At 66.1% G+C, this 24,522-nt stretch carries 26 protein-coding genes; 18 read left to right on the top strand and 8 right to left on the bottom strand.

What is annotated here, in order from left to right; all coding sequences use genetic code 11:
* The first annotated feature begins 5 nt into the window (after nucleotides 1-5).
* The 5 genes from fliS (at nucleotide 6) to LWW89_RS01545 (ending at nucleotide 3,164) form a co-directional block, all read left to right on the top strand.
* Nucleotides 6-431: a flagellar export chaperone FliS gene (fliS, locus tag LWW89_RS01565; RefSeq protein WP_293260071.1), complete on the top strand. Its 426-nt coding sequence runs from the start codon at nucleotides 6-8 to the stop codon at nucleotides 429-431.
* Nucleotides 428-715 (top strand): flagellar protein FliT, encoded by a 288-nt coding sequence (locus LWW89_RS01560; RefSeq protein ID WP_293260068.1) that lies wholly within the window; start codon nucleotides 428-430, stop codon nucleotides 713-715. The genes fliS and LWW89_RS01560 overlap by 4 nt, the downstream gene beginning before the upstream one ends.
* 41 nt (nucleotides 716-756) lie before the next feature.
* On the top strand, nucleotides 757-1,875 hold the full coding sequence (locus tag LWW89_RS01555) for a flagellar hook-length control protein FliK (protein WP_293260065.1): 1,119 nt from the start codon (nucleotides 757-759) through the stop codon (nucleotides 1,873-1,875).
* Nucleotides 1,862-2,188, top strand: coding sequence for an EscU/YscU/HrcU family type III secretion system export apparatus switch protein (locus LWW89_RS01550; RefSeq protein WP_293260062.1), 327 nt, complete (start codon nucleotides 1,862-1,864; stop codon nucleotides 2,186-2,188). Before LWW89_RS01555 ends, LWW89_RS01550 begins: the two co-directional genes overlap by 14 nt.
* A 190-nt stretch (nucleotides 2,189-2,378) precedes the next feature.
* Entirely contained in the window at nucleotides 2,379-3,164 is a 786-nt protein-coding gene (locus LWW89_RS01545; RefSeq protein ID WP_293260059.1) for a flagellar brake protein, read from the top strand.
* 70 nt (nucleotides 3,165-3,234) lie between these two features.
* Here the strand turns inward: LWW89_RS01545 and fliE are convergent, their stop codons facing one another.
* The 3 genes from fliE to LWW89_RS01530 form a co-directional block, all read right to left on the bottom strand.
* Nucleotides 3,235-3,564 (bottom strand): flagellar hook-basal body complex protein FliE, encoded by a 330-nt coding sequence (gene fliE / locus LWW89_RS01540; protein ID WP_293260056.1) that lies wholly within the window; start codon nucleotides 3,562-3,564, stop codon nucleotides 3,235-3,237.
* A gap of 173 nt (nucleotides 3,565-3,737) precedes the next feature.
* A complete protein-coding gene (locus tag LWW89_RS01535; protein ID WP_293260053.1) occupies nucleotides 3,738-5,210 on the bottom strand; it encodes a sigma-54 dependent transcriptional regulator in 1,473 nt (490 codons plus the stop codon).
* Between the two features lie 22 nt (nucleotides 5,211-5,232).
* On the bottom strand, nucleotides 5,233-6,426 hold the full coding sequence (locus LWW89_RS01530) for an ATP-binding protein (protein WP_365780827.1): 1,194 nt from the start codon (nucleotides 6,424-6,426) through the stop codon (nucleotides 5,233-5,235).
* 231 nt (nucleotides 6,427-6,657) lie between these two features.
* On the opposite strand from LWW89_RS01530, the gene fliF reads away from it, so the two are divergent.
* From fliF to fliR, 13 genes are all read left to right on the top strand, one after another.
* Entirely contained in the window at nucleotides 6,658-8,397 is a 1,740-nt protein-coding gene (gene fliF / locus LWW89_RS01525) for a flagellar basal-body MS-ring/collar protein FliF (RefSeq protein ID WP_293260050.1), read from the top strand.
* A gap of 30 nt (nucleotides 8,398-8,427) precedes the next feature.
* Nucleotides 8,428-9,429 carry a flagellar motor switch protein FliG gene (gene fliG / locus LWW89_RS01520; RefSeq protein ID WP_293260047.1) on the top strand — a complete coding sequence of 334 codons (1,002 nt, stop codon included), beginning with the start codon at nucleotides 8,428-8,430 and terminating at the stop codon, nucleotides 9,427-9,429.
* 44 nt (nucleotides 9,430-9,473) lie between these two features.
* On the top strand, nucleotides 9,474-10,193 hold the full coding sequence (gene fliH, locus LWW89_RS01515; RefSeq protein ID WP_293260044.1) for a flagellar assembly protein FliH: 720 nt from the start codon (nucleotides 9,474-9,476) through the stop codon (nucleotides 10,191-10,193).
* A 137-nt stretch (nucleotides 10,194-10,330) separates the two neighbouring features.
* The gene (fliI, locus tag LWW89_RS01510; protein ID WP_293260326.1) at nucleotides 10,331-11,677 is read left to right on the top strand and encodes a flagellar protein export ATPase FliI; all 1,347 of its coding nucleotides are present in this window, start codon (nucleotides 10,331-10,333) and stop codon (nucleotides 11,675-11,677) included.
* Nucleotides 11,678-11,751: 74 nt separating this feature from the next.
* Nucleotides 11,752-12,189: a flagellar export protein FliJ gene (fliJ, locus tag LWW89_RS01505; protein WP_293260041.1), complete on the top strand. Its 438-nt coding sequence runs from the start codon at nucleotides 11,752-11,754 to the stop codon at nucleotides 12,187-12,189.
* Nucleotides 12,190-12,286: 97 nt separating this feature from the next.
* A complete protein-coding gene (locus LWW89_RS01500; protein WP_293260038.1) occupies nucleotides 12,287-13,351 on the top strand; it encodes a flagellar hook-length control protein FliK in 1,065 nt (354 codons plus the stop codon).
* 163 nt (nucleotides 13,352-13,514) lie between these two features.
* Entirely contained in the window at nucleotides 13,515-14,042 is a 528-nt protein-coding gene (gene fliL / locus LWW89_RS01495) for a flagellar basal body-associated protein FliL (RefSeq protein ID WP_293260035.1), read from the top strand.
* Nucleotides 14,043-14,090: 48 nt separating this feature from the next.
* Nucleotides 14,091-15,116, top strand: a complete 1,026-nt coding sequence (gene fliM, locus LWW89_RS01490) for a flagellar motor switch protein FliM (RefSeq protein WP_293260032.1) — start codon at nucleotides 14,091-14,093, stop codon at nucleotides 15,114-15,116.
* The gene (gene fliN / locus LWW89_RS01485) at nucleotides 15,109-15,570 is read left to right on the top strand and encodes a flagellar motor switch protein FliN (protein ID WP_293260029.1); all 462 of its coding nucleotides are present in this window, start codon (nucleotides 15,109-15,111) and stop codon (nucleotides 15,568-15,570) included. The genes fliM and fliN overlap by 8 nt, the downstream gene beginning before the upstream one ends.
* Before the next feature lie 160 nt (nucleotides 15,571-15,730).
* Nucleotides 15,731-16,270, top strand: coding sequence for a flagellar biosynthetic protein FliO (fliO, locus tag LWW89_RS01480; RefSeq protein WP_293260026.1), 540 nt, complete (start codon nucleotides 15,731-15,733; stop codon nucleotides 16,268-16,270).
* 67 nt (nucleotides 16,271-16,337) lie between these two features.
* Entirely contained in the window at nucleotides 16,338-17,063 is a 726-nt protein-coding gene (gene fliP / locus LWW89_RS01475) for a flagellar type III secretion system pore protein FliP (RefSeq protein WP_293260023.1), read from the top strand.
* Nucleotides 17,060-17,329, top strand: coding sequence for a flagellar biosynthesis protein FliQ (fliQ, locus tag LWW89_RS01470; RefSeq protein WP_293260020.1), 270 nt, complete (start codon nucleotides 17,060-17,062; stop codon nucleotides 17,327-17,329). The genes fliP and fliQ overlap by 4 nt, the downstream gene beginning before the upstream one ends.
* A gap of 38 nt (nucleotides 17,330-17,367) precedes the next feature.
* Nucleotides 17,368-18,147, top strand: coding sequence for a flagellar biosynthetic protein FliR (fliR, locus tag LWW89_RS01465; protein WP_293260017.1), 780 nt, complete (start codon nucleotides 17,368-17,370; stop codon nucleotides 18,145-18,147).
* A gap of 42 nt (nucleotides 18,148-18,189) precedes the next feature.
* On the opposite strand, the gene LWW89_RS01460 is transcribed toward fliR, so the two are convergent.
* The 5 genes from LWW89_RS01460 to LWW89_RS01440 all read right to left on the bottom strand — a co-directional run bounded on the left by LWW89_RS01460 (nucleotide 18,190) and on the right by LWW89_RS01440 (nucleotide 24,503).
* Entirely contained in the window at nucleotides 18,190-18,723 is a 534-nt protein-coding gene (locus tag LWW89_RS01460; protein WP_293260015.1) for a hypothetical protein, read from the bottom strand.
* Nucleotides 18,724-18,731: 8 nt separating this feature from the next.
* Nucleotides 18,732-20,120, bottom strand: a complete 1,389-nt coding sequence (gene flgL, locus LWW89_RS01455; protein WP_293260011.1) for a flagellar hook-associated protein FlgL — start codon at nucleotides 20,118-20,120, stop codon at nucleotides 18,732-18,734.
* 53 nt (nucleotides 20,121-20,173) lie between these two features.
* A complete protein-coding gene (gene flgK / locus LWW89_RS01450; protein ID WP_293260009.1) occupies nucleotides 20,174-22,219 on the bottom strand; it encodes a flagellar hook-associated protein FlgK in 2,046 nt (681 codons plus the stop codon).
* 79 nt (nucleotides 22,220-22,298) lie between these two features.
* Complete coding sequence (gene flgJ / locus LWW89_RS01445) at nucleotides 22,299-23,351, bottom strand: flagellar assembly peptidoglycan hydrolase FlgJ (RefSeq protein ID WP_293260006.1); 1,053 nt, start codon at nucleotides 23,349-23,351, stop codon at nucleotides 22,299-22,301.
* A gap of 15 nt (nucleotides 23,352-23,366) precedes the next feature.
* Nucleotides 23,367-24,503 (bottom strand): flagellar basal body P-ring protein FlgI, encoded by a 1,137-nt coding sequence (locus LWW89_RS01440; protein ID WP_293260003.1) that lies wholly within the window; start codon nucleotides 24,501-24,503, stop codon nucleotides 23,367-23,369.
* Between the last annotated feature and the right edge of the window lie 19 nt (nucleotides 24,504-24,522).

Genomic DNA, 24,522 nt, shown 5'->3' with positions numbered 1-24,522 from the left:
TCTCAATGTTTGTCCGCCGCAACCCCATCGCCGCCTACTCCGAGGTTGGTGTAGAAACCTCCGTGGCATCGGCAAGCCCGCACAAACTGATCCTGCTACTTTTCGAAGGTGCCCGGGCGGCGCTTTTCACCGCCCGCCTGAACATGGTCGAAGGCAATATTGCCGAGAAGGGCGCGGCCATTTCCAAGGCCATCGACATCATCAACAACGGCCTCAAGGCCAGCCTGGACGTTGAGGCCGGCGGCAACCTGGCGGAACAGCTGTCGGCCCTCTACGAGTACATGGTGGACCGCCTGCTGTTCGCCAACCTGAAGAACGAGACCGCCCCCCTGGACGAAGTACTCGGCCTGCTGGGCCAGATTCACAGCGCCTGGGAAGAGATCGCCGACCGTCCCGAAGTCACCGGCTTCGTGCCGAAGGCGATGCCGTGAGCGCCCCCGACCTGTTCGCCGAATTCCTGGCCTGCTCCGAAGCCATGATGGCCGCCGCCATCGACCAGGACTGGGCCGCCCTCCAGGCAAACGCCAACCAGCGCGACGAGATCGAAGCCGCTATCAAGCGCCAGCGCGCCATCGAGCGGCGCCCCTTGAATGACCGGGAAGCGGAGATCTTCCGCCGCGTGCTGGAGTTGGACCAGGAGGTTCGGGACCGGGTCGAGCCCTGGCTCAAGCACGCCGGCAAGCTCCTCTCGCGCTGGGGCGCCCTTTCTTCCTGACCGGATAGCGTTTTCTCCCCGTCCCTGACGAGGTTTCCGCCATGAGCATGATTCCTGCGGATCTGGCATCGCGCCTGCGCCTGGCCAGCGAAACCTCGGTCCAGCCCCTTTCGCCGGCCAAGGACATCTCGGACAGCCTGTCCGACCTGGTGCCGGGCCAGCGCGTCATGGCCGAAATCCAGGCCCAGTTGCCCAACGGGGCCTATCGGGCCCTGGTGGCCCAGCGGGAACTGGTCCTATCCCTGCCCTTCTCGGCCAAATCCGGCGATTCCCTCGAACTCCAGGTCGTCGAGAACGACGGCAAGGTGGCCCTGGCGCTCCTGGCCAAGGGCGGCGAAAAGGAAGTCGGTGCCGGCGTGACCGCCACCCTGAGCCAGGCCGGCAAACTGATCAGCAGCCTGATGGGCGACGAAACCGCCCAGACGCCGGGCAAGGGCGCCGTGCTCAACGGCGGCAACCCCATCCTGGCCACACTGCCGTCGGAAGACGGCAGCGCCGCCCCCCAGCTTGCCCGAGCCCTGCAACAGGCGGTGGGCAACAGCGGCCTGTTCTATGAGTCGCACCAGGCCAAGTGGGTCACCGGCCAACTTCCCCGGGATGCCCTCCTGGCCGAACCCCAGGGACAATTGTCCCAGCTGCGCCCACTGCCCACCCATTCCCAGGCAACCACAACGGTGCCTGCCGATACCCCGCGCGGCGTTGCCACTCCGCTGCCGGCCGCGAACGAAAGCACGGCCGCCCAGCCGGCGCCGGCAAATACCGCCGCCCCCACCCCCACGGCAATAACTGCCGTGGCCCCGGAAACCGCCCAACTGGTGCAGCAGCAACTAGCTGCCCTTGCCAACCAGGTCTTCGCTTGGCAGGGCCAGGTCTGGCCCGGCCAGGACATGCGCTGGGAAATCAGCGAAGAGGACCAGCGTCGCCAAAGCGGCGGCGACGAAGCCCCCCGCTGGCAGACCCACCTCCATCTGCAATTGCCCTCCCTGGGCGGCATCGATGCGGAACTCCGGCTCCAGGGCAGCAGCCTCACCTTGCAACTCTCGGCCCCGCCCGAGTCGAGCCAGCGCCTGCAAGGCGCCGCACCGGCGCTGCAACAGGCCCTGAGCGACGCCGGGCTGACCCTCACCGCCCTCGATATCCAGCGCCATGAGCAAGGCTGACAACATCAAGAGCGCCGTCGCTCTGGCCTACATGGAGGCCGACGTAGCGCCCCGGGTAGTGGCCAAGGGGCGCGGCGTGATCGCCGAGGAGATCATTTCCCGAGCCCGGGAGCACGGCGTCTATGTGCATGAGTCCCCCGAACTGGTAGCCCTGCTCATGCAGGTGGATCTGGACGACCGCATTCCGCCCCAGCTCTACGTTGCCGTCGCCGAACTGCTCGCCTGGCTGTACGGCATCGAACGGGGCGGCGCGCCGGGCGCCCAGGCCCCGCCACCTCTTTTCAAGGGACCGGCGCCCCTGCCCGGCGAATAAGGAAATCTGACGCGTTCCTGGCAGTCTGGCGTTTTCTGGCGATTCCCAGACTTTTTTCGCGCCGATATGGCGACGGATGGATTAAACTTCTGCCGCAATTCAGGGCGCTCCACCGATCTGCCATTCCATTGCCGCCAGCGGGACCGCAGCGCCCGCCCAGAGACCTGCCCGCTTGCTCCACGAGACACCCATGCCCGAAAACGAACAGGCGCCGGATACGGAAAAACCGACGTCGCCCTTCGATCTCGAAGACTCTGACCTCTACAGCAAATATCTGCTGTTTTCGCGGGGCGAAATGCTGTTCGTCCTGCGCGCCCTGCAACAGAAGGGCTGCATGATCACGGCCCACTTCGATCATGGTAAGTCGTTCTTCCTCACCTCCCTAATCGACGTGGACGGCGACGAGGACCAGTTGATCTTCGACTACGGCAGCAACGAAGAGATGAACCGCAAGGTGGCCGGGGCGGACAAGGTCATCTTCACCTCCTCCCTGGACAAGGTGAAGGTCCAGTTCACCCTGCCCGGCATCACTCCCATCACCCATGAGCAGCGCCCGGCCTTCTCCGGCAACCTGCCCGAATCGATCCTGCGCCTGCAACGGCGCGAGTACTACCGCCTTTCCACTCCGGTGGCCAATCCGCTCAAGTGCTTCGTCCCATTGGCCGACGGCATTCTGGAAACCACGGTGCTCGACATCAGTGGCGGTGGTATCGGCCTGATGCTGCCCGCAGACCGCAAGGATTTCGCCGCGGACAGCGCCTTTGCCAACTGCAAGCTGGAATTGCCCGAAGAAGGCACCATCGTCTTCAACATGATCGTGCGCAACGCCTTCTTCCAGAGCAACAAGACCGGCAACAGCTACCTGCGCGCTGGCTGCGAATTCGACAACCTGTCGGGTGCCAAGCTCGCCGCCATCCAGCGCTACATCACCCGCATCGAACGGGAGCGCAAGGCCCGGGAAAGCGGCATGCTCTGAGCGGCAAACCCCAACAAAAAAGCCGGTATCGTCGGATACCGGCTTTTTTGTTGATTCGGAGCAGCGCAGATCACACCTGCATGTTCATCACGTCCTGGTAGGCCGCCACCAAGCGGTTGCGCACCTGGACCATCTCCTGGAACGACACATTGGCCTTTTGCAGGGCGATCATCACCTCGTGCAGGTTGGCATTGGGGTCCCCGGCAGAGAAATTCTCGGCCATGGACTGGGCCTGCTGCTGGGTCTGATTGACCTGGTTGATCGAATTTTGCAGGACCTGGGCAAAATCCACCCCACCCGGGGCGCTGGAATCCGCCCCGGCCTGGGCCGGTTTGCCGGCGGCCAGCGCCGCGGTGGCGCGCATCTGGCCGAGAAGGTCGTTGATACCGTTGCTGTCCATAGGTGTTCCTAAACGCTTCCCGTACTTTAGCAGGAAATGGGCCAACCTTTAGCCCCGCCTTAAGGCCGACTCCAGAGGCGCCGATTCACCACCCCCAGAGCCGCTCCAGCACATCGCCACTACTTCCTTAACGTCAGACCGGCGCAACACTGGAGGGGTTCATTCTGGCCGGCTCATTCCTTGAGAAAGCCCGCCTCCCGATATTGTTTCAGCTTGTGGCGCAGCGTGCGCTCCGAAATCCCCAGGCGCTCCACCGCCAGCTTGCGGGAGCCGCCCACCGAGCGAAGGGTATCGAGGATGTGCTCCCGCTCCAGGTCGCGCATGTTCTCGGTGCGCCGTACACCGTCCGCAGTATGGCTACCGGCCGGCAACGATTCGTGAAAAGGTGCCCCCGCCGGCAGCGCAACCGCCGCGGGGGAATATGCTGGGGCCGGGGCGGCAAAGCCGCCCATTGGCGCCAGGGACGCCGCTTCCACGGGCGCCGTCGGCGTTGGGGCAGGCACGGCGCCGAACTGGAGGGCCGCCACGGGCAAATGCAGATGCTCGGCGTCGACCCGGTCCGCCGGCGCCAGGATCATGGCCCGCTGGATGACGTTCTCAAGTTCCCGGATGTTGCCCGGCCAATCGTAAGCGGTCAGGGTCTGCTCGGCGGCCGGCGATAAGGTCAGGCCGGGCCGGCCGATTTTGCCGCCCCGATCGGCAAGAAAGTGCCGTGACAGCGGCACGATGTCGGCCCGGCGTTGCCGCAGGGACGGGATCGGCAGGGGAAAGACGTTGAGCCGGTAGTACAAGTCCTCGCGGAAGATGCCCTTGGCCACGGCCTCTGCCATGTCCCGGTTGGAAGTGGCCACCACCCGGATATCCAGGGATACCGGCTTCTTGCCGCCGACCCGCTCCACCTCGCGCTCCTGCAGCACGCGCAGCAGCTTGGCCTGGAGCGACATGGGCATTTCGGTCACTTCGTCGAGCAGCAAGGTGCCGTGCTGGGCCTGCTCGAACTTGCCGGCCTGGGCCTGGGTGGCGCCGGTGAAGGCGCCCTTCTCATAGCCGAACAAGGTGGCTTCGAGCAGGCTGTCGGGAATCGCTGCGCAGTTGATGGCAACGAAGGGCCCGTCACGGCGCGCCGAGTTGCGATGGATGTAGCGGGCCACCACTTCCTTGCCCACACCGGATTCGCCAGTGAGCAGCACCGTGGCATCGGTCTGAGCCACCCGGGCAGCCAAGGAGAAGAGATTGCGCGAGGCGGCATCGGCGGCTACCACGCCAGCATCGCCGGCCATGTCGGGCAGCCGGTAGCGGGCGATGTGGGCGAGCAGGGCCTGGGGCTCGAAGGGCTTCATGAGGAAGTCGCAGGCCCCGGCACGCATGGCCTCCACGGCCCGGTCCACGTCGGCGAAGGCGGTCATCAGCACCACCGGCAGGTGCGGCCAGCGACTGCGGATCGACTTGAGCAAGGTGATGCCGTCCATGGGCTCCATGCGCACGTCGGAAACGACGATGCCCACCGGCCGGGAATCGAGCACGGCCATCGCCGCCGGGCCGGAATCCACCGCCACCAGAGGCTCGCCAGCCAGCTCCAGGGTGTCGCAGATGGCTTCGCGCAGGTTGGGATCGTCTTCGACGACCAGGATTGGCAGGGTGGTCATGACTAATTGATGTTTTCTGCGGTCAGTTTTCTTCACCGGCAACGCCGGCCGGCGCCGGGCCGGCGGGTAGTTCGAGGACGAACTCGGCGCCTTGCCCCGGGGTGGAGCTGACGTCGATGGTGCCGCCGTGGGCTCGGGCCACGCCCAAGGCGATGGCCAGGCCCAGGCCAGTCCCCTGCCCCCGGGTGGTGAAGAACGGTTCGAAGATTCGGGAGATCATTTCCGGAGCAAGACCCGGGCCTGTATCGCGCACGGCAATGCGCGCCCGCCCGCCCGTCACGGCCAGGGTCAGGCTTACCCGGGCTGCCTCCCCTCCCCGCTCGCAGGCTTGCAGGGCATTTTCCAGCAGATTGATGAGGGCGCCGGAAAGGGCCTTGTGGTCGCCCATCGCTACCATGCCGGGCGCCTCGCCCTCCACCGCGAACGCCACCCCCTGGCGGCGCATCAGCGCCTCCACGGCCAGCGAAGCCTCCTGCACCAGGGCATCGAGGGGCACCACGTCCCGTCCGATGCTCTCGCCCCGGGCGAACAGCAGCACATCCTGGATCAGGCGTTCCAGGCGTTTGAGCTGGGTGGTGGCCTTGTCGGCAAAGCGCACCCGTGCGTCGGCGGCCAGATCGGGCTTGCCCAGGTTGCTGCTGTAGAGCAGCGCCGTGGCCAGGGGGGTGCGCAACTGATGGGCAAGGGACGCGGCCATCTCGCCCATGGCGGCCAGCCGCTGGCTGCGCTCCAGGCTGGCCTTCATGGCATGGGCGGCGGTGATGTCGTGAAGCAGGACGATGCGTCCGCCGGCCGAATCCAGGGGGCTTTCGGCCATGGACAGGCGGCGCTCACCGCAGCACCACTCACCGGGAGTGACCGAGGGGCGCAGCTCTTGCGCCGCCACCTCGCGCCAGGCCAGGCCCGCCGCATCGCGGCCGAGCATTTCCCGGGCGGCCGGGTTGGTGCTGGTCACCCCCCCGCTCCCGTCCACCGCCACCACCCCGGCCGGCAGGGCGTTGAGCAGCAGTGAGAGGCGCTCGGACAAGGCTTCCTTCTCCTGAAACTGGCGACGCAACTTGCCGTTGGCCACCTCCAGCTCGGCGGTCAGGCGCACCACCTGGCCCTGGAGAGCCTCGTAGGCCTGGGTCAGCTCCTGGGAAACCTGGTTGAAGACGGAGAAGGCCCGTTGCAATTCTTCGGCCTTCACCTCCGTCATGCGATCGGCATCGGTCACAACAGAACCTCGACGGACAAAAACGCGGCCAGCAAGAACTGGCCCTTGTTTACGGCCGCCATAGTAGAATATTTCACGAAATTTTTTCGCATTTCGGATGCCGGACGGGAAATCCCCAAGCCCGGCGGCGAAAGCGTATTTTCCTGGCATCCGCGCCTTTGCGCCCCGATCCGGACCTTTCTCCACCTCCACCCGCTAGCGCGACCCCTCACCGAGACCTAATCATCTGACATGGCGGCCGCCACCGACACTCCAGCCGATGCCGTGCAGGCTCCGCCGCCTGCCACCAAGCCCCTGGACCGTCTCCGGGAGGGGCTGAACCGGCTCACCAATCAGCAGAAAATCATCCTCATGGTGGCGATTGCCGCCGTGGCGGCGCTGATCGTCGGTGCGGTGCTGGCCAGCCGCCAGCCCGATTACAAGGTGCTCTTCTCCAACCTGTCGGAGAAGGACGGCGGCGCGATCATCGCCAGCCTGGAACAGCTGAACGTTCCCTACCGTTTCGCCGACAGCAGCGGCGCGATCCTGGTGCCGAGCAACCGGGTCCATGAGGTGCGGCTGCGCTTGGCCTCCCAGGGGCTGCCCAAGGGTGGGCTGGTGGGCTTCGAGCTGATGGAGAACCAGAAGTTCGGCATCAGCCAGTTCGCAGAACAGGTCAATTACCAGCGCGCCCTGGAAGGGGAACTGTCCCGCACCATCCAGTCGGTGGCCACGGTCGAAGGCGCCCGCGTGCACCTGGCCATCCCCAAGCCCTCGGTGTTCGTGCGCGAGGAGCAAAAGCCCACCGCCAGCGTGATGGTGTCTCTCTACCCGGGACGCACCCTGGAACCCGCCCAGGTGGCCGGCATCCAGCACCTAGTGGCCTCCAGCGTGCCCCAGCTGCCCACCGCCAACGTGACGGTGATCGACCAGCAGGGCAATCTCCTGTCCCAGCTCAAGAGCAAGCTGATCGAAGCCGGCCTCGACCCCACCCAACTCAAGTACGTGAGCGAGGTGGAGGCGGCGGTGATCAAGCGCATCGACGACATCCTCTCGCCGGTGGTCGGCCCGGGCAACGCCCGGGTCCAGGTGGCGGCCGACGTGGACTTCTCCCAGAACGAGCAGACCGCCGAGAGCTACCGCCCCAACGGCTCCCCACCGGACATCTCGATCCGCAGCCAGCAGACCTCCGAGACCGCCAGCGTCAATCCGCCCGCCCAGGGCGTGCCCGGCGCCCTCAGCAACCAGCCCCCGGTGCCCGCCACCGCGCCCCTCACCCAGCCCAACGTGGGCGGCACCGGTGCCGGCCAGGGCCTGGCACCGGGCCAGCAGCCGCCCCCGCCGGGCAAGCTGGATGCCGCCGGCGTCACCGCGCCGATCTATTCGGCCGGCCAGCCGGTTAATACCCGCAAGGATTCCACCATCAACTACGAGGTGGACCGCACCATCCGCCACACCAAGGGCTCCATCGGCAACATCCGCCGCCTGTCAGTGGCGGTGGTGGTGAACAACCGGCCAGACAAGGACAAGGGCGGCAAGGCCATCGAACGCGCCCTCAACGAGCAGGAGCTCAAGCAGATCAACGACCTGGTCCGCGAGGCCATGGGCTACAGCAAGGACCGGGGCGACACCCTGTCGGTGGCCAACGCACCGTTCAACCTGGGCGACAAGACCACCCTGGAAATCCCGCTGTGGAAGCAGCCCGAGGCCATCGAGTTCGGCAAGGAACTGCTGAAGTGGCTGGCGGTGGCCGGCATCGTCCTGATCATCATCCTGATGGTCATCCGCCCAGCGCTGAAGACCATGTTCCCGCCCCCCGCCGAGGAGGAGGAAGACGAGGAACCCGGCATGGAAACCATCGAGGACGAGGACGGCACCATCGTCCAGATCAACCCCTTCGAGCAGAAGCTGGCCGAAGCCCGCGAACTGGCCAAGGCGAATCCCAAGGCCGTGGCCAACATCATCAAGGACTGGATGGGTGGCGGCGTCTGAGCGACGCCCTCCCCTTCCCGATAACGCCCCATGGCAGCCACTGACGAAGCCGTTGAAAAGAGCGCCATCCTGCTCATCGCCCTGGGCGAGGAAAGTGCCGCCGAGGTGCTCAAGCACCTGGGCCCCCGGGAGGTGCAGAAACTCGGCCACGCCATGGCCGGCCTCAAGTCGGTACCCCGGGCGCGCATCGAGCAGGTGCTTGAGGAATTCCACGCCATCGTCTCGGAGCAAGCATCGCTGCACGTCGATACCGACGCCTACATCCGCAGCGTGCTGACCAAGGCCCTGGGCGACGACAAGGCCACCAACCTGATCTCGCGCATCCTCCAGGGCGGCGAGACCAACGGCATCGAAGGGCTGAAGTGGATGGACGCCCCGACGGTGGCGGACCTGATCAAGAACGAGCATCCCCAGATCATCGCCACCATCCTGGTCCACCTGGAGCACGACCACTCCAGCGAGATCCTCTCCTACTTCACCGACCGCCTGCGCAACGACGTGGTGCTGCGCATCGCCACCCTGGAAGGGGTGCAGCCGATCGCCCTGAAGGAGCTCAACGACGTCATGCTCAGCCTCATCTCCGGCTCGGCCAACGTCAAGAAGGCAGCCATGGGCGGGGTGCGCACCGTGGCCGAAATCCTCAACTTCATGGGAACCGCCAACGAGACCTCGGTCATCGACTCGATCCGCGAGTACGATCCGGACTTGGCCCAGAAGATCCTCGACGAGATGTTCGTCTTCGAGAACCTCAACGACCTGGACGACCGCTCGGTCCAGCTGCTGCTGCGCGAAATCCAGTCCGACTCCCTCATCCTCGCCCTCAAGGGCGCCTCGGAAACCCTGCGCGAGAAGATTTTCAAGAACATGTCCCAGCGCGCCGCCGAAATGCTGCGCGAGGACCTGGAAGCCAAGGGGCCGGTGCGCCTCTCCGAAGTGGAGGCGGAACAGAAGGAAATCCTCAAGATCGTCCGGCGCCTCGCCGACGAAGGCCAGATCGTCATGGGCGGCAAGGGCGACGACCAGTTCGTCTGACCCGCCACCCGCCGCAGCCGTAGCCGCAGTCCCGCTCCTGATCCATGGCCGACCACTACATCCCCAAAGAAAAGCTCACCGCCTACGAAAAGTACGAGCTGGCCGCCTTCGACGCCCCGCCGGCCGCGCCGACGACGGTGGAATCCCACGAGCTGCCCGACTCCCATCTGCCGGTCACGCCGCTGCCTACCGCCGAAGAACTCGAACGCATCCATGAAGAAGCCCGCCAGGCGGGCCATGCCGCCGGCTATGCCGAGGGCCGGGAACAAGGCCACGGCGAAGGCTACGCCCAGGGCTACGGCGAAGGCCACGCCGCCGGCCAGGCTGAAGGACTGGCGGAAGTGCGCACCCAGGCGGAACGCTTCGCCGCCCTGGCCGAGCACCTCGACAGCGCCGCCCGGGGACTGGACCAGGCCGTGGCCGACGACGTGCTAGCCCTAGCCCTGGAAGTGGCCCGCCAGGTGATTCGCCAATCCCTGCGCGTCAAGCCCGAACTGCTCCTGCCCGTGGTGCGGGAAGCCCTGGTAGCCCTGCCTCACGCCGAGCGCCCGGTGCTCCACCTGCATCCGGACGACGCCGCTCTGGTGCGCGACCAGTTGGGCGAGCAACTGCAACACGCCGGCTGGCGCATCATCGAAGACATGACCGTCCAGGCCGGCAGCTGCAAGGTCGAGGCCGGCAACAGCGAGGTGGAAGGCAGTCTGGAATCGCGCTGGAAGCGCACCCTGGAGGCCATCGGCCTACAGCGGGACTGGCTCGACTGAGGCCGGCGGTGGAGCATCCCGACGACCTTCCCCAGGCCGAGGTGACCCCGGCCACGGAGCCGATCCAGGCCCAGCAACGGCCGCCGGAAGAGCGCCACGCCGACCTGAGACAGTTCCTCTCCCAATGCCGGGAGAATCTGGATACGGCCACGCCCCTGCTGGTGTCCGGCAAGTTGACCCGTATCAACGGCCTGGTGATGGAAGCCGCAGGCTTGAAGCTGCCCCTGGGCAGTTCGGCCAAGATCATGCCCGTCGGCAGCACTCCGGTGGAGGCCGAAGTGGTGGGCTTTCACGGCGAAAAGCTGTTCCTGATGCCCTCCGACGACATCTACGGCCTATCCCCCGGCGCCCGGGTGGCGCCGTATGAAAGCACCATCCCGCCCCCCCGGCTCGACCAGCCGCGCCTGATGCGCCGCCGCGCCGCCGACAAGACCAAGCTGGTGCCTGTGGGCGAATCCATGCTCGGCCGGGTGGTGGACGGTGCCGGCCGCCCCCTCGACAACCAGGGGGCGCTCCAGGCCGAAACCATGCGCCCGCTGCACTCCCGCCCGGTGAACCCCATGTCCCGGGCCCCCATCACCCAGACCCTGGACGTGGGGGTGCGCGCCATCAACGGCATGCTCACCGTCGGCCGAGGCCAACGGATGGGCCTGTTCGCCGGCTCCGGCGTGGGCAAATCGGTGCTGCTCGGCATGATGGCCCGCTATACCGAGGCCGAGATCATCGTCGTCGGGCTGATCGGCGAACGGGGCCGGGAAGTGAAGGAATTCATCGAGCACATCCTCGGCGACGAAGGCCGGGCCCGCTCGGTGGTGGTGGCCGCCCCCGCCGACACCAGCCCCCTGATGCGCCTCCAGGGTGCCGCCTACGCCACCACCCTGGCCGAATATTTCCGCGATCAGGGCCACCAGGTCCTGCTCATCATGGATTCCCTGACCCGCTACGCCATGGCCCAGCGCGAAATCGCCCTGGCCATCGGCGAGCCGCCGGTGACCCGGGGCTATCCGCCCTCGGTATTCGCCCGGCTGCCCCAGCTGGTGGAACGGGCCGGTAACGGCCCCGAGGGCGGCGGTTCGATCACCGCCTTCTACACCGTGCTGGCCGAGGGCGACGACCAGCAGGACCCCATCGCCGACTCGGCCCGGGCCATCCTGGACGGCCACATCGTGCTCAACCGCAACCTGGCGGATGCGGGCCACTACCCTGCCATCGACATCGAACAATCCATCTCCCGGGCCATGGTGAACCTGATCCCGCAAAGCCAGTTCGACTACGTGCGGCGCTTCAAGCAGTTGTTCTCGCGCTACCAGCGCTCCCGGGATCTGATCGCTGTGGGCGCCTACGCCCCGGGCTCGGACCCGCTGCTCGACCAGGCGGTGAGCGCTTTCCCTCAGCTCGAAGCCTTCCTGGTACAAAGCCTTTCCGAACAGGCCAGCTACGCGGACAGCATCGCCCGGCTGGCCCAGCTCTTCCCCGGCAGCTGAATTTGACCTCGGCCGTCGGAGGACTAAGCTAATGTCCTGGCACCTTATTACGTTCGCAACCGCCTTCTGACGCCATGGCCAAAGCCGCCTCCCTCCAACCTCTGATCGCCCTGATGCAAGAGCGGGTCGACGACGCCACCCGCATCCTGGGCACCCTGGTATCGGCCGAGCAGGACGCCAAGTCCAAATTGCAGCTGCTGATGCAGTATCGGGAGGAATATGTCACCCGCTTCCGCAATGCCAGCAGCAACGGGCTGTCCCTGACCAGCCTGCGCAACTACCAGAGCTTCATCGACCGCATCGACCAGGCCATCGCCCAGCAGCGCGCCACGGTGACCACCTCGGAGCAGCGCACCGCCGAAGGCCAGGATGCCTGGCTGCAACAGCGCAACAAGCTCAAGGCCATCGACACCCTCTACCAGCAGCGTCAGGCCGGCGAGCAGCTGCGCGAAAACAAGCGGGAACAGAAATTCCAGGACGAATTCGCCGCCCGCCGCAGCAAGCCCGAATAGCCCATCCGCAAACACGCCTACCGCAAGGCCAACCATTGGCATGGCCCTTGCTAAAAACCCATGACAAAAACTGCGCCTGTCCGGGCACGAGGCTTTCATGGGAATTTCCGTCGCCACCGCAACCGCCATCGCCAAGGTCGTTCCGCCGCCTGCCCAGGCCGCGGCCAATGCCACGCCGGCTGCCAGCGCCAACGAGGATGCGGCCGCCACCACCAGCGGGCCCAAGGGCGACTTCATGTCCGCCCTGATCGCCCAGTTGCGCGGCAACTCGGCCCAGGCCATCGAAGTCCCTGCCGGCACGCTCAAGCCGGCCAAGGCCGACAGCAGCGAAGACGATAGCGCCACCGACCCGGCCGCCTTCATGGCCGGCCTGCAGGCGGCCGCCAGCCTGGTGCCGCAGACGCCGAACACGCCGCCCCCGGTGGAGGGCAAGGGCAAATCCGACGCCGGCCTCACCGTCGTGACCGGCACCCCGGGCGATGGCCAGGCAGCTCCGGCCGAAGGCAACTCCGTGCTCAACCTGGGTGCGGACGGCAAGGCGGCAAAAAATGCCGCCTTCTCTGCCGCCTTGCAGGATGCGGATACCAAACTCGCCAGCCAGGACGGCGCAACGGCTCCGCTGGTGGCGCCCCACACGACGCAGCAGACCCATCAGCAGGCCCCCGCCAACACCGCCGCCGTGCAGACCCCGGTGCGCGATGCCCGCTGGGGCGAAGACTTCAGCCAGAAGGTGGTGTGGATGGTCAAGCAGGACCAGCAGAGCGCCCAGCTGACCCTCAATCCGCCCCAGCTCGGCCCCGTGGAAGTCAGCATCCACATGGGGCCCGATTCCAAGGCCACGGCCACCTTCATTTCGCCCCATGCCGAGGTGCGCGAGGCCATCGAGGCCGCTCTGCCCCGCCTGCGCGACATGATGACCGCCGCCGGCGTCTCCCTGGGCCAGACCAACGTGGGCAGCGAATCGTCGATGGCCCAGCAGCAGATGGCGCAGCAACAGCAGCAGCAACAACAAAATGCCCGCAACTTCGGCGGCGCCGGCTCGGGGCGCTTCGGGGGCGGCGGCGATGGCGGCGAGGGCGCTGCTATACTAGGCGCCGAGGGAATTTCCGGGCGCTCCGGCGCAATCCAGCAAGGCGTCGGCCTGGTGGATACGTTTGCCTGAGGAGGCTGACCGATCCGGACAACACGCGCGCTTTTTTCCGCCATGCCATTCAGGTCCGCCCCGATCGGGCCGTTATGACCTGAAAAGCGATGCGACCTGGCGCCGGCGCCGCGATTCCCGCCCCCCCCCCCACCGCATAACGACCGCCATCTAGGGAGAGTGCATGGCCAAGACCGAAGCCAAGGCCGCCGAAGCCGCGCCGAAGAAGAGCAACGCGAAACTGCTGATCATCCTGCTGTCCGCCATCCTGGTGGTCGTCCTTGCCGGCGGCGCCTTCCTCCTGCTCAAGCAGTCGGACCACAGCGACGACGACGAGGACGTGGTGCAGCAGGAAAAGCCGAAGAAGAAGAAAAAGGAGGCCCATGCTCCTGTCTTCCAGGCCCTGGAAACTTTTACCGTCAACCTGGTGCCCGAGCAGGGTGACCAGTACTTGCAGGTCGGCATCTCGGTGGAACTGGAAGACGTGGCCGATGGCGAGAAGATGAAGGTCTTCATGCCCAAGCTGCGCAACCAGATCACCCTGCTGCTGTCGTCGAAGAAGGCCTCCGAGCTGACCAGCAAGGAAGGCAAGGAACAGCTCGCTGAAGAATTGCGCTACACGATCAATGAGATTCTGGATCCGCCGGTCAAGGGCAAGAAAGCCGAGACCCCGGTGAAGGAAGTGCTGTTCACCTCGTTCATCATCCAGTAACCCGGCTTTCAACGCCCCCACGCCGCCCACTCACCGGACACGCTCACCATGGCCCAGGATTTCCTTTCCCAGGAAGAGGTCGACGCTCTGCTCAAGGGCGTCACCGGGGAATCCGACGAGCCGGAGGTCGTCGAGGCTCCGACGGGCGGCATCAGCGCCTACAACCTGGGCACCCAGGAGCGCATCGTCCGCGGGCGGATGCCGACCCTGGAACTGGTCAACGAGCGTTTCGCCCGCTACCTGCGCATCGGCCTGTTCAACTACATGCACCGCAACGCCGAGGTGTCGGTGGGGCCGATCCGGGTGCAGAAGTACAGCGAATTCATCCGCAACCTGGTGGTGCCCACCAACCTCAACCTGGTGCTGGCCAAGCCCCTGCGCGGCACGGCCCTGGTGGTGTTCGACCCCAACCTGGTGTTCCTGGTGGTGGACAACATGTTCGGCGGCGACGGCCGCTTCCACACCCGGGTCGAGGGCCGCGACTTCACCCCCACCGAGCAGCGCATCATCCAGGGCATGCTCGGCGTGGTGTTCGGCGAATACGAGCGCTCGTGGAAGCCGGTGCAGGAACTCAAGTTCGAGTACGTGCGCTCGGAGATGAACTCCCAGTTCGCCAACATCGCCACCCCCTCGGAGATCGTGGTGTCCACCACCTTCACCCTGGAATTCGGCGGCGCGGCGGCGGACATGCACATCTGCTTCCCCTACTCGATGCTGGAGCCGATTCGAGATCTGCTCTACAGCACCATGCAGAGCGACCACCTGTCCACCGACAAGCGCTGGGTCGCCACCCTGCGCCGCCAGTTGCAGGGGGCGGAACTGGAGCTGGTGGCCACCCTGGCCAACGCCCGGGTGACCCTGCGCGAAGTGCTGCAGATGAAGGCCGGTGACGTGATCGGCGTGAACATCCCGGAAAAGATCACCGCCGCCGTGGACGGCGTGCCGGTCATGACCTGCCGCTACGGACAGCAGGGTGGCCAGTACGCCCTGAAGGTCGATGGCTTCGTCAACGCCGACCTGCTCGCCCCTTTACAGGCCTCCTCCTCCAACGACACGGGAGACCAACATGGCTGATTTGGAAGACAACGTGGATAGCAATCAGGAAAATCCGGACGCCGGCGGCGACCAGATCAGCGAGGATGACTGGGCGGCCGCCATGGCCGAACAAGCCGTCGTCGACGAGGCGGCGGCACCGAGCGCCCCTCCCGCCCAACCGGCGGCCATCTTCCCGTCCTTCGGCGAAGAGCCGGCCAAGAACGGGATGATGAAGGAACTCGACATGATCCTGGACATTCCCGTCCAGCTCACCGTCGAACTCGGCCGCACCAAGATCACCATCAAGAACCTGCTCCAGCTCGCCCACGGCTCGGTGGTCGAACTCGATGCCCTGGCCGGCGAGCCCATGGATGTGCTGGTCAACGGCACCCTGATCGCCCAAGGCGAGGTGGTGGTGGTCAACGACAAGTTCGGTATCCGCCTCACCGACATCATCACCCCCTCCGAACGCATGCGGAAGCTGGGCCGCTGACCGGCGCCCGCTCCCGGCAACCGCCCACCCGGGCGGTTTTTTATTGCCCCCGCTTCGATTACCATAGGGCGCTTCGGCATGCCGCCGACACGGGATCCGGAGATCGCCGGGCGGCAATTTTTACCGCCCCACCTTTTCCGCACACTTTCCGCCCACCACCGTGTCCCGCCTGCGCCTCGGCCTCTTCCCCCGCTTCTGCCTGACCCTGCTGCTGGCCATGCCCCTGACCCGGGCCCTGGCCGAGGATGGCGCCCCACCTCCGGCGGCGGCTCCCACGCTCCAGGCGGCGCCGGCGGCAAACCCGGTTCCGGTGACTGCAGCGCCATCCGCCCCCACCATGGTCCTGGGTTCCGCCTCCCCCCTGGGGGCCGGCAGCCTGCTCCAGGCCCTGCTCGGCCTGATCCTGGTGCTGGCTCTGCTGATGGCCGCAGCCTACTGGCTGCGCAAGGTCCAGGGCCAGCGCGGCCTGGGGGGCGGGCTGATGCGGGTGGTGGCGGCCCTGCCCCTGGGCACCCGGGAACGGCTGGTGATCGTCGAGGTGGCCGATACCTGGCTGGTGCTGGGAATCACCCCCCAAGGCATCGTCGCCCTGCACACCCTGCCCAAGGGCGAAGCGCCGCCCGCCCCCGAACTGCTTCCGCCGTTCGCCGCCAAACTCAAAGAATTCGTCGACCGCCGTCATGGCCAACCCCGTTCCTGACCCCCTCCCCGCCAAACCCCGCGCCAATAGGGCATCTTCACGCCCCCTCCCTGGAAAGGCGCTACTGGTGGCCGTTTTCGGCCTGCTGGTCCTGGCGGCCGCCCCTGTGCTGGCCCAGAGCGTGCCGGCCCTGACCAGCAGCCCGGGACCGGGCGGCAGCACCAACTATTCGCTGTCGATCCAGACCCTTCTCTTCCTCACCTCCCTGACCTTCATCCCGGCGGCGCTGCTGATGATGACGGCGTTCACCCGCATCGTCATCGTACTGTCGATGCTGCGCCAGGCCATGGGGTTGCAGATGGCGCCGCCCAACCAGGTGGTGATCGGCCTGTCCCTGTTCCTGACCTTCTTCGTCATGGCCCCCACCTTCGAGAAGGTGTACCAGGACGCCTACCAGCCCCTGTCCGAGAACAAGATCACCTTTCCCCAGGCGATGGAACGGGCTTCGGTGCCGATGAAGCAGTTCATGCTGCGCCAGACCCGGGAGGCGGACATCGCCCTGTTCGCCGGCTTCGCCAAGGTCGAGCGCATCGAATCCCCCGAGGCAGTGCCGATGCGCATCCTGGTGCCGGCCTACGTGACCAGCGAGCTGAAGACCGCCTTCCAGATCGGCTTCATCATCTTCATCCCCTTCCTGGTCATCGACATGGTGGTGGGCGCCACCCTGATGTCCATGGGCATGATGATGATGTCGCCGGTGATGGTGGCATTGCCCTTCAAGATGATGCTGTTCGTGCTGGCCGACGGCTGGCACCTGGTCCTGGGTTCCCTGGTGAAGAGCTTCGCGCCATGAATACGGGCACCGTCGTCGAAATCGGCCGCCAGGCAGTCGAGGCCACCATCCTCTTGTCCGGCCCCCTGCTGCTGGTGGCCCTGGTGGTGGGCCTGCTGATCAGCATCTTCCAGGCTGCCACCTCGCTCAACGAGACCACCCTGTCCTTCGTGCCCAAGGTGCTGGCCATGTTCGCCACCCTGATCATCGCCGGCCCCTGGATGCTGCAAACGGCGGTGGACTTCATCACCCGCCTGTTCAGCGCCATTCCCCAGCTGATCGGCTGAGGGAGCGGTCCGCGCTCCTCGCTTCCGCCCGCGCCCCCATGTTCACCATCTCCAGCGCCGAGCTGAACGCCTTCATCCTGTCGTTCTTCCTGCCCCTGACCCGGGTGCTGGCGCTGGTCTTCGTGGCTCCGGTGTTCTCCAGCGCGGCCCTGCCGCGCCGCATCCGGCTGATCTTCGGCATGGCCGTCGCCCTGGGGCTGCATCCCCTGCTGCCGCCGCCGCCCGCCCCCCTGGAGCCCAATTCTCTGGTGGTACTGATGCTGGTCGGCCAGCAGATTCTGATCGGCGTCACCCTGGGTTTCGCCATGCGCATCGCCTTTGCCGCCATCGCCGTGGCCGGCGAATTCATCGGCTTTCAGATGGGCCTGTCGTTCGCCACCTTCTACGACCCCCACTCGTCGGCCAACACGGCGGTAGTGACCGAGTTCATCAACCTGTTCGCCCTGCTGGTGTTCCTGTCCCTCAACGGCCACCTGACGATGATCGCCACCCTGGCCGAGAGCTTCGTCCGCATTCCGGTGTTCTCGCCCTTTCCCCACCCGGATTCGTGGCTGAACCTGGTCCGCTTCGCCGGGCTGATGTTCTCGGGAGGATTGCTGCTGGCCCTGCCGGTGGTGGTGGCCCTGTCGATCACCAACATCGCGTTGGCGGTACTGTCCCGGGCGGCCCCCCAGCTCAACCTGATCGCCGTGGGCTTTCCCATCACCCTGGCCATGGGCATGGTGCTGCTGGGCCTGTCCCTGCCCTCGATGGTGGCGCCGCTGATGCAGTTGATCGACCAGTCGATCAGCGCCTCGCTGCTGCTGTTCAAGCCCTGAGGCGTACGCGCCCCCGCTCGGCTGGCGCCGCCGGAAGTCGACTCAGTCGCGGTAGAAGTTGGAGCGCGGGGTGGTGGGCGCCGACACCGGCTCGGCCAGGGGGAAGGCGCCTGCCACCAATTCCACCGTGCCTTCGGCGACGCGCTGGGCCTGGGGCGTGCCCGATTCGATGCCTTCCGAGTAGTCCAGGACCCGGTAGGTCAGGGCCCCGGTCTCGCGCCGCAACTGCTCGGCGCGGCGGCGGAAGATCTGGGACACCTCGCCGGACCCGCCGATGTGGAAGCGCTTGAGCTTGAAGGCCATCCGGTAGGTGCGGTCGTCAAGGCGCGTTTCCTGGATGGTCCAGTTGGGCGCGAGGGGATCGTAGACGACGTAAAGAATGGCAGCCACGCCCGCCGTGGTGGCGATCTGCTCGAAGGTATAGGCCTGGCTGGCCGTCACCTGGATGCTGGCCTGGGGAACGATGGGGGACGAGCGCGGATAGGTCCCCGTAATGGAACTGCACCCGGCCAGCAGGCTGCCCGCGCCTGCGGCAAGCAGCCACAGGCGACAGGCGGAGAGAATAGAAGGCGCCATCAGAGCAATCAGAGCAGCTTGAACAGCCCCAGGCTGGTGATCTGTACAAAGGCCTTCTGGGCGGCTTCCAGTTGCACCGACTGCTTGGAAAGCTGGGAGATGGCGCTGTAGTAGTCCACATCCACCAGGTCCGAGATCGAGGACTGGTACTGGGTATCCATAGCCTGGCCGGCGGAGGTCAGGGAATCGAGTTCGTTCATGCGCGAACCCTGGGAGGCCCGCACCGTGTTCACCTTGTCGAGGGCCTGGTCCAGGTTGGAGATGATCCCGCCCAACTGGTTGGCGAACTCGGTGGTGCCGCTGCCATTGATGTTGTAGCCGGTGGCCGTGGCCCCCAGGTTGCTGTGGGTGACGTTCTGGGATGTTCCCTGGGTGGGCGGGTTCTTGAGCAGGTTGATGAAGCTCTGGACCGTCTGGAAGATGTCCTGGTTGCTCTTGCTCGGCGAAATCGAGAAAGTGTCCCCGTCCTCAGGCTGGCCGGTGATGGTGATCGATGCGCCGTAATCCACCGGGGCCCCGCCGTTGGGGCCGGCCAGCGTGAGGGTCTGCCCCGGCACGAAGGTACCGCCCGGCAGCGGACCAGTGGCCGACGGCGCCGCACCGGTGAAGATCGACGTGTTGCTGGTGGTGTCGACGATGTCGTAGGTGGTGGTGGGCGGCGAGGCGGTGTAGTCCCGGGCGAACTTGACGGAGAAGCTGCCCGAGTTGGTCGCCGCATTCCACTTGGTCGGATCGAGCACGCTGCCCTGGTCGATCACCCCGGTGCCCAGGTTCTGGTTGGTGGGGGCATTGAAGGTGTTGCCGCTGGTGGCGGTGGCGAAGCTGCCGTTGCCCTGGCGGATACGCATGAACAGGTCGCTGCCCGCGTCGGTGATGGCGATCTGGCGCGAAGAAGACACCTGCACCGAAATCTGGCCGTCGTCGCCCTGGTACTGCACGGCGCCGGTGGACGTCACCGCGAAGGGCTTGGTCTGGCCCTGGAAGCCGGAAAACAGGTACTGGCCGGTGCCGTCCTGGCTGTTGGCGATGCCCAGCAGATCCTGGAAGCGCGACTCCAGGTCGGAGGCCATCGACTGGCGCTCGGAATTGGTCAGGGCCGGGTTGCCGGCCGCCACGGCCTGGCTGCGGATGTACTGGAGCAGGTCGTTGAGGGACCCCACCGTACCTTCGACGAGCTGCAACTGGCTGTTGGCCGCTTTCTGGTTGGTCAGGTACTGGCTGTTGACGTTCTGGGACTGGCCCAGCACCAGCGCCCGGGCGGAGGCCACCGGATCGTCGGAAGGATTGATCACCCGCTTGCCGGTGGACAGCTGGTTCTGGGTGTTCAACAGGGACGACTGATTGCGCTGCAGGCCGGTGATACCGACATCGTAGAGCTGGGCGGTACTAACGCGCATGGTGTTCTCCTTGGGGGCCGGGGAAGGCATCGTCGCCCCCCCTACCCTGTTCCTTATCTTCCGATCGACAGGATGGTGTCGAAGATGGTGCTACCCACCTGCAGCATCTTGGCCGATGCCTGGTACATGTACTGGTACTTGATCAGGTTGGCCGCCTCTTCGTCCATGTTCACCCCCGACAGGGACTGCTGGGATGACTGGGCCGACGCCAGTTGGGCGCTCTGGGAATCGCCCATGACCTTGACCTCGTTGGTCTTGGTGCCCACCCGGGCCACCAGGGCGCCGTAGGAATCCTGGAAGGTGGTCAGGCCGCCGCCGTTGCCCGAACCGGTCATGGTCTGCTGAGTCTGCAGCAGACCCATCAGGTTGGCGTTGCGGCCGTCGGCCACCCCGGCGACGTTCTTTTGCAAGGTGAACTGGTCGCCGGCCTTGGGGGTGCCGCTGACGCTGAAGCTCACCGCATTGACCGTGGGGCCATTGATGGTGATGGTGTTGCCGGAGCCGAAGGCCACCACGTCGGTGGCGGCGGCAATGGTGGTGGTCGTGGTGTTGCCGCTGGCGTCGGTCACCGAGATGGTGGAACCCACCGGGAAGCCGGTCAGCCCCGAGCTCGGGGTATTGGTGTACGACAGGGTCAGGGGCGTGGTCGGCAGGGTGTACCCCGTGCCCACGCTGCCCTGGGTGATGGTGGCATCGCCAGTGTTGGTCAGGGCGGCCGAAGCCCGGATCGGCGCAGCCGCCGCCACCAGGCTGGGATCGCCGATCACCGCCGAATTGACGGCGAAGTTGCGCGCCACTTCCTTGGTGGGCTGGATGGTGAAGCGGTCGCCGTTCAGGCCGGCGGTGGTGATGCTCAACTGCACGCCGTCGAAGCTGACATTGGTCGGCGGCGCCCCGGATACGGTGCCGGAAGCCACCTGGGAATTATCGGACAGGCGCACCACCGTGTAGGCACCGCCAGTGCCGAACTGCAGCTCGTAGTCGCTGGAGGTCAGCTGGGTGCTGAAATTGCCGTTCGAGTTCTGGGGCGCCTGGAAGCTCGCCGACAGCACCGCCGTATTGGACGACGTGGAATTGCGGATGACCTTGGGGTCGGAAATCTGGAACAACTGGGAGGCGAAGCCGACGTCCCCGGCCACATTGCCGTGAAGGTCCTGACCCAGGGCCTGCTGGGCGTTGAAGGTAAGCGCCACGCTGGCCGCCAGCTGGCCCAGGGTATTGCGTGCATCGTCCAGGGCGCCGGAACGGAAGGACAGGAAGCCTCCCAGGTTGCCGCCGGAAAGCAGAGACTCGGGCAACTCCATGTTCACGCTGCCGGTCTGCAGAGCCACCGCCATGCGGGTCGGATCGTCCTGGGATGGCTGGGTGGTCAGCTGGCTCACCTGCTGCCCCACTACCAGTTGCTGGCCGGAGCCTATCAGCACCGACAGGGAACCGTCGCTCTGGGTCACGGTGGTGACCCGGATTTCCTGGTTCAGCTGGGAGATCAACTGATCGCGCTGGTCGAGCAGGTCGTTGGGCGGCTGGTTGGTGGACGCCTGCGCCATGGTGATGCTCTCGTTGAGCTTGGCGATCTGGGTGGCGTAGGAATTGATCTTGTTGACCGTGTCGGTGATCTGCTGGTTGGTCCCCTGGTACAGCTGGTTGAGCTGGTTTTCCATGGTCTGGAAACGGCTCGCCAGGGTCTGGGCCGAGGACACCATGGTGGCCAGCACGGTGGAGTTGCCCGGCTTGGACGCCAGCTGCTGGACGCCGGAGAAGAAGCCCTGGAGGGCCGAGGACAGGCCGGCGTTGCTGTCGCCGAGCAGGTTGTCCACCTGGGATACCTGCTTGTAGTAGGTGTTGTATTCGTTGGCGGAAGTCTGGGCCTGCATCACCTGCTGGGACAGGAACTGGTTGTACATCCGCTGCACCGTCGCCACGTGCGTGCCCTGGCCGACGAAGCCAGCCCCGGTGGGCAGGGGGATGTTGGTCGCCTGCGAGATCACCTGACGGTTGTACCCGTCGGTGTTGGCGTTGGTGATGTTGTGCGAGGTGGTGAGAAGACCGTACTGGGCGGCATTGATGCCGGTCAGCCCGATACTGAAGATACCTGTCATGGCAAACTCCCGACTGACCTAGAGTAACGGCCAGATTCAGAAAAAGTTGAGCCGGACGGATACCGAGAACGGTGGCAGGCTAGCCCGCGAGGGCCTGGCGCAGCGTGGCACCGTTGATGATGCGGTTGAGCTTGTCCGCGTACATGGGGTCGGTGGCATATCCGGCTTGCTGCAGTGATGCAGCAAAACTTGTGCCATCGGTCGCGTTCAAGGCCCCGGAAAAACGGGGACGCTGCAGCAGTGCCGCGTAGTCGCGGAAGGCCTCCGCGTAGGAGCCATAGGCGCGGAATTTTTCCCGGGCCTGCTGGGGCTGTCCGCCCACGTATTCAGTGGTGTTAACCTCCACGGCGCCGCCCTGCCAACTCTTGCCGGCCTTGACGCCGAACAGGTTGAAGGACGGCGAGCCGTCCGGGCGGCGGATTTCGCCCCGGCCCCAGCCCGACTCCAGGGCGGCATGGGCCACCAGGAAATGGGTGGGCACCCCGGTGGCCCGGGAGGCCTCGGCAGCATGGGGCCAGATGCGGGCGACGAAATCCCGGGCGGTGGCGTCGCCCCGCCCGTCGGCCGCGGCTTGGGCTGCGGCCGGCAAGGCCGAAGGCGTCGCCGTGGCAATATTTGCCGTACGATCTGCCGCCAGCAGCCGGTTGCGCTGCTGCTCATTGGTCAGGGACTGCAAGGCAGCCGCCAGTTTGGTCTGCAACCCCGGATTGGCCTGGACGCCATCCACGCCGGATTGCAGGGATTCGAGCAACTGTGCCGGCGTCGGCACCTTGCCGGCGGCGGCATCGGCCGCCTCGCCGTTCTCCAGGGCGGACGGGGGGACGCCCATGTTGCGGCTGAGCTGCTGCTCGATCACCTTGGCCAGCCCAACCTGGCCCGAGGTGGCCAGGCGCAGGGCCAGCTGCTGGTCGAGCATGCTGGTGTAGAGCCGGGTGGTGTCGTTATCGAACAGGCCGTCCTTGGGCAGGGTGTCGCGCATGCTCTTCAGCACCTGCTGCAGGAACAGGGCCTCGAACTGCTGGGCCGTGGCCTTGAGGGCTGCCTTGGGATCCTTGGCGGCCTGGCTCTTGAGCTGTTGCAGCGTGCGCGGGTCGCCGATGAGCTGCTGGGTCGACGGATCGTAAGCCTTCATGGCGCGGCCCCGGTCTTAGATGATTTCCAGCTCGGCGCGCAGAGCCCCCGCCACCTTCATGGCCTGGAGGATGGCCAGCATGTCCTGGGGCTTGGCCCCCAGGGTGTTGAGCGCCTTGACCACGTCGGCCAGGTTGGCGCCACCCTTGAGGTTGATCAGGGCCGTGCCGTCCTGCTTGATCTGCACATCCGAATTGCTCACGCCGGCGGTCTGCCCCTGGGAGAAGGCATTGGGCTGGCTCACCGAATTCTGGGTGCCGATCACCACCGACAGGTTGCCGTGGGCCACGGCGCAGGGGTCGATGCGCACGGTCTGGTTCATCACCACCGAGCCGGTGCGGGAATTGACGATCACCTTGGCCGGCAGCATGGCCGGCTTCACATCCAGGTTCTCGATGCGGCCGAGGAAGGCGATGCGGGCGTTGGGATCATCCGGGGCGGACACCCGAATCTGGCGGCCGTCCACGGCCTGGGCCACGGGACCGACTTCCCGGTTGATGGCATCGACGATGCGCCGAGCAGTGTCGAAATCGGCGGTATTGAGTTCGTAATGGATGTAGCCCCCCTGCCCCACGGCGGAAGGCACTTCCCGTTCGACGGTGGCGCCGGCGGGAATGCGCCCGGCCGACAGATGGTTGATCTGGGCGCTCGACCCGGAGGCGGACGCTCCCACCCCGCCCACGGCCAGGCTGCCCTGGGCCATGGCATAGACCTGGCCGTCGGCGCCCTTGAGCGGCGTCATCAGCAAGGTGCCGCCGCGCAGGCTCTTGGCGTTGCCCATGGACGAAACGGTGACGTCGATCTGCTGGCCCGCCTTGGCGTAGGGCGGCAGGTTGGCGGTGACCATCACCGCCGCCACGTTGCGCAACTGGGGCGGCTGGCCAGTGGTGGGCAGGTTGACCCCCAACTGGGACAGCAGGTTGGTCAGGCTCTGTACGGTGAACGGGGTCTGGGTGGTCTGGTCGCCGCTGCCGTCCAGGCCGACCACCAGGCCGTAGCCCAGCAATTGGTTGTTGCGCACGCCCTGGACCGTGGCCAGGTCCTTGATACGCTCGGCGTGAGCCGGCGCAGCGGCGGCAAAAACGGCCAGGGCCAGGAACGAAATGCGTGAAACGGCCGCGAAGCGGCGGACAAACCTGCGAGGACCGCGCATGGTCCCTCCCAACGAGTCG

The organism is Oryzomicrobium sp. (assembly GCF_021287045.1).
Classification (GTDB): Bacteria; Pseudomonadota; Gammaproteobacteria; order Burkholderiales; family Rhodocyclaceae; genus Oryzomicrobium.
Note: the sequence above shows the minus strand (reverse complement) of the source record. Positions and strands in the feature narration are given on the sequence as shown.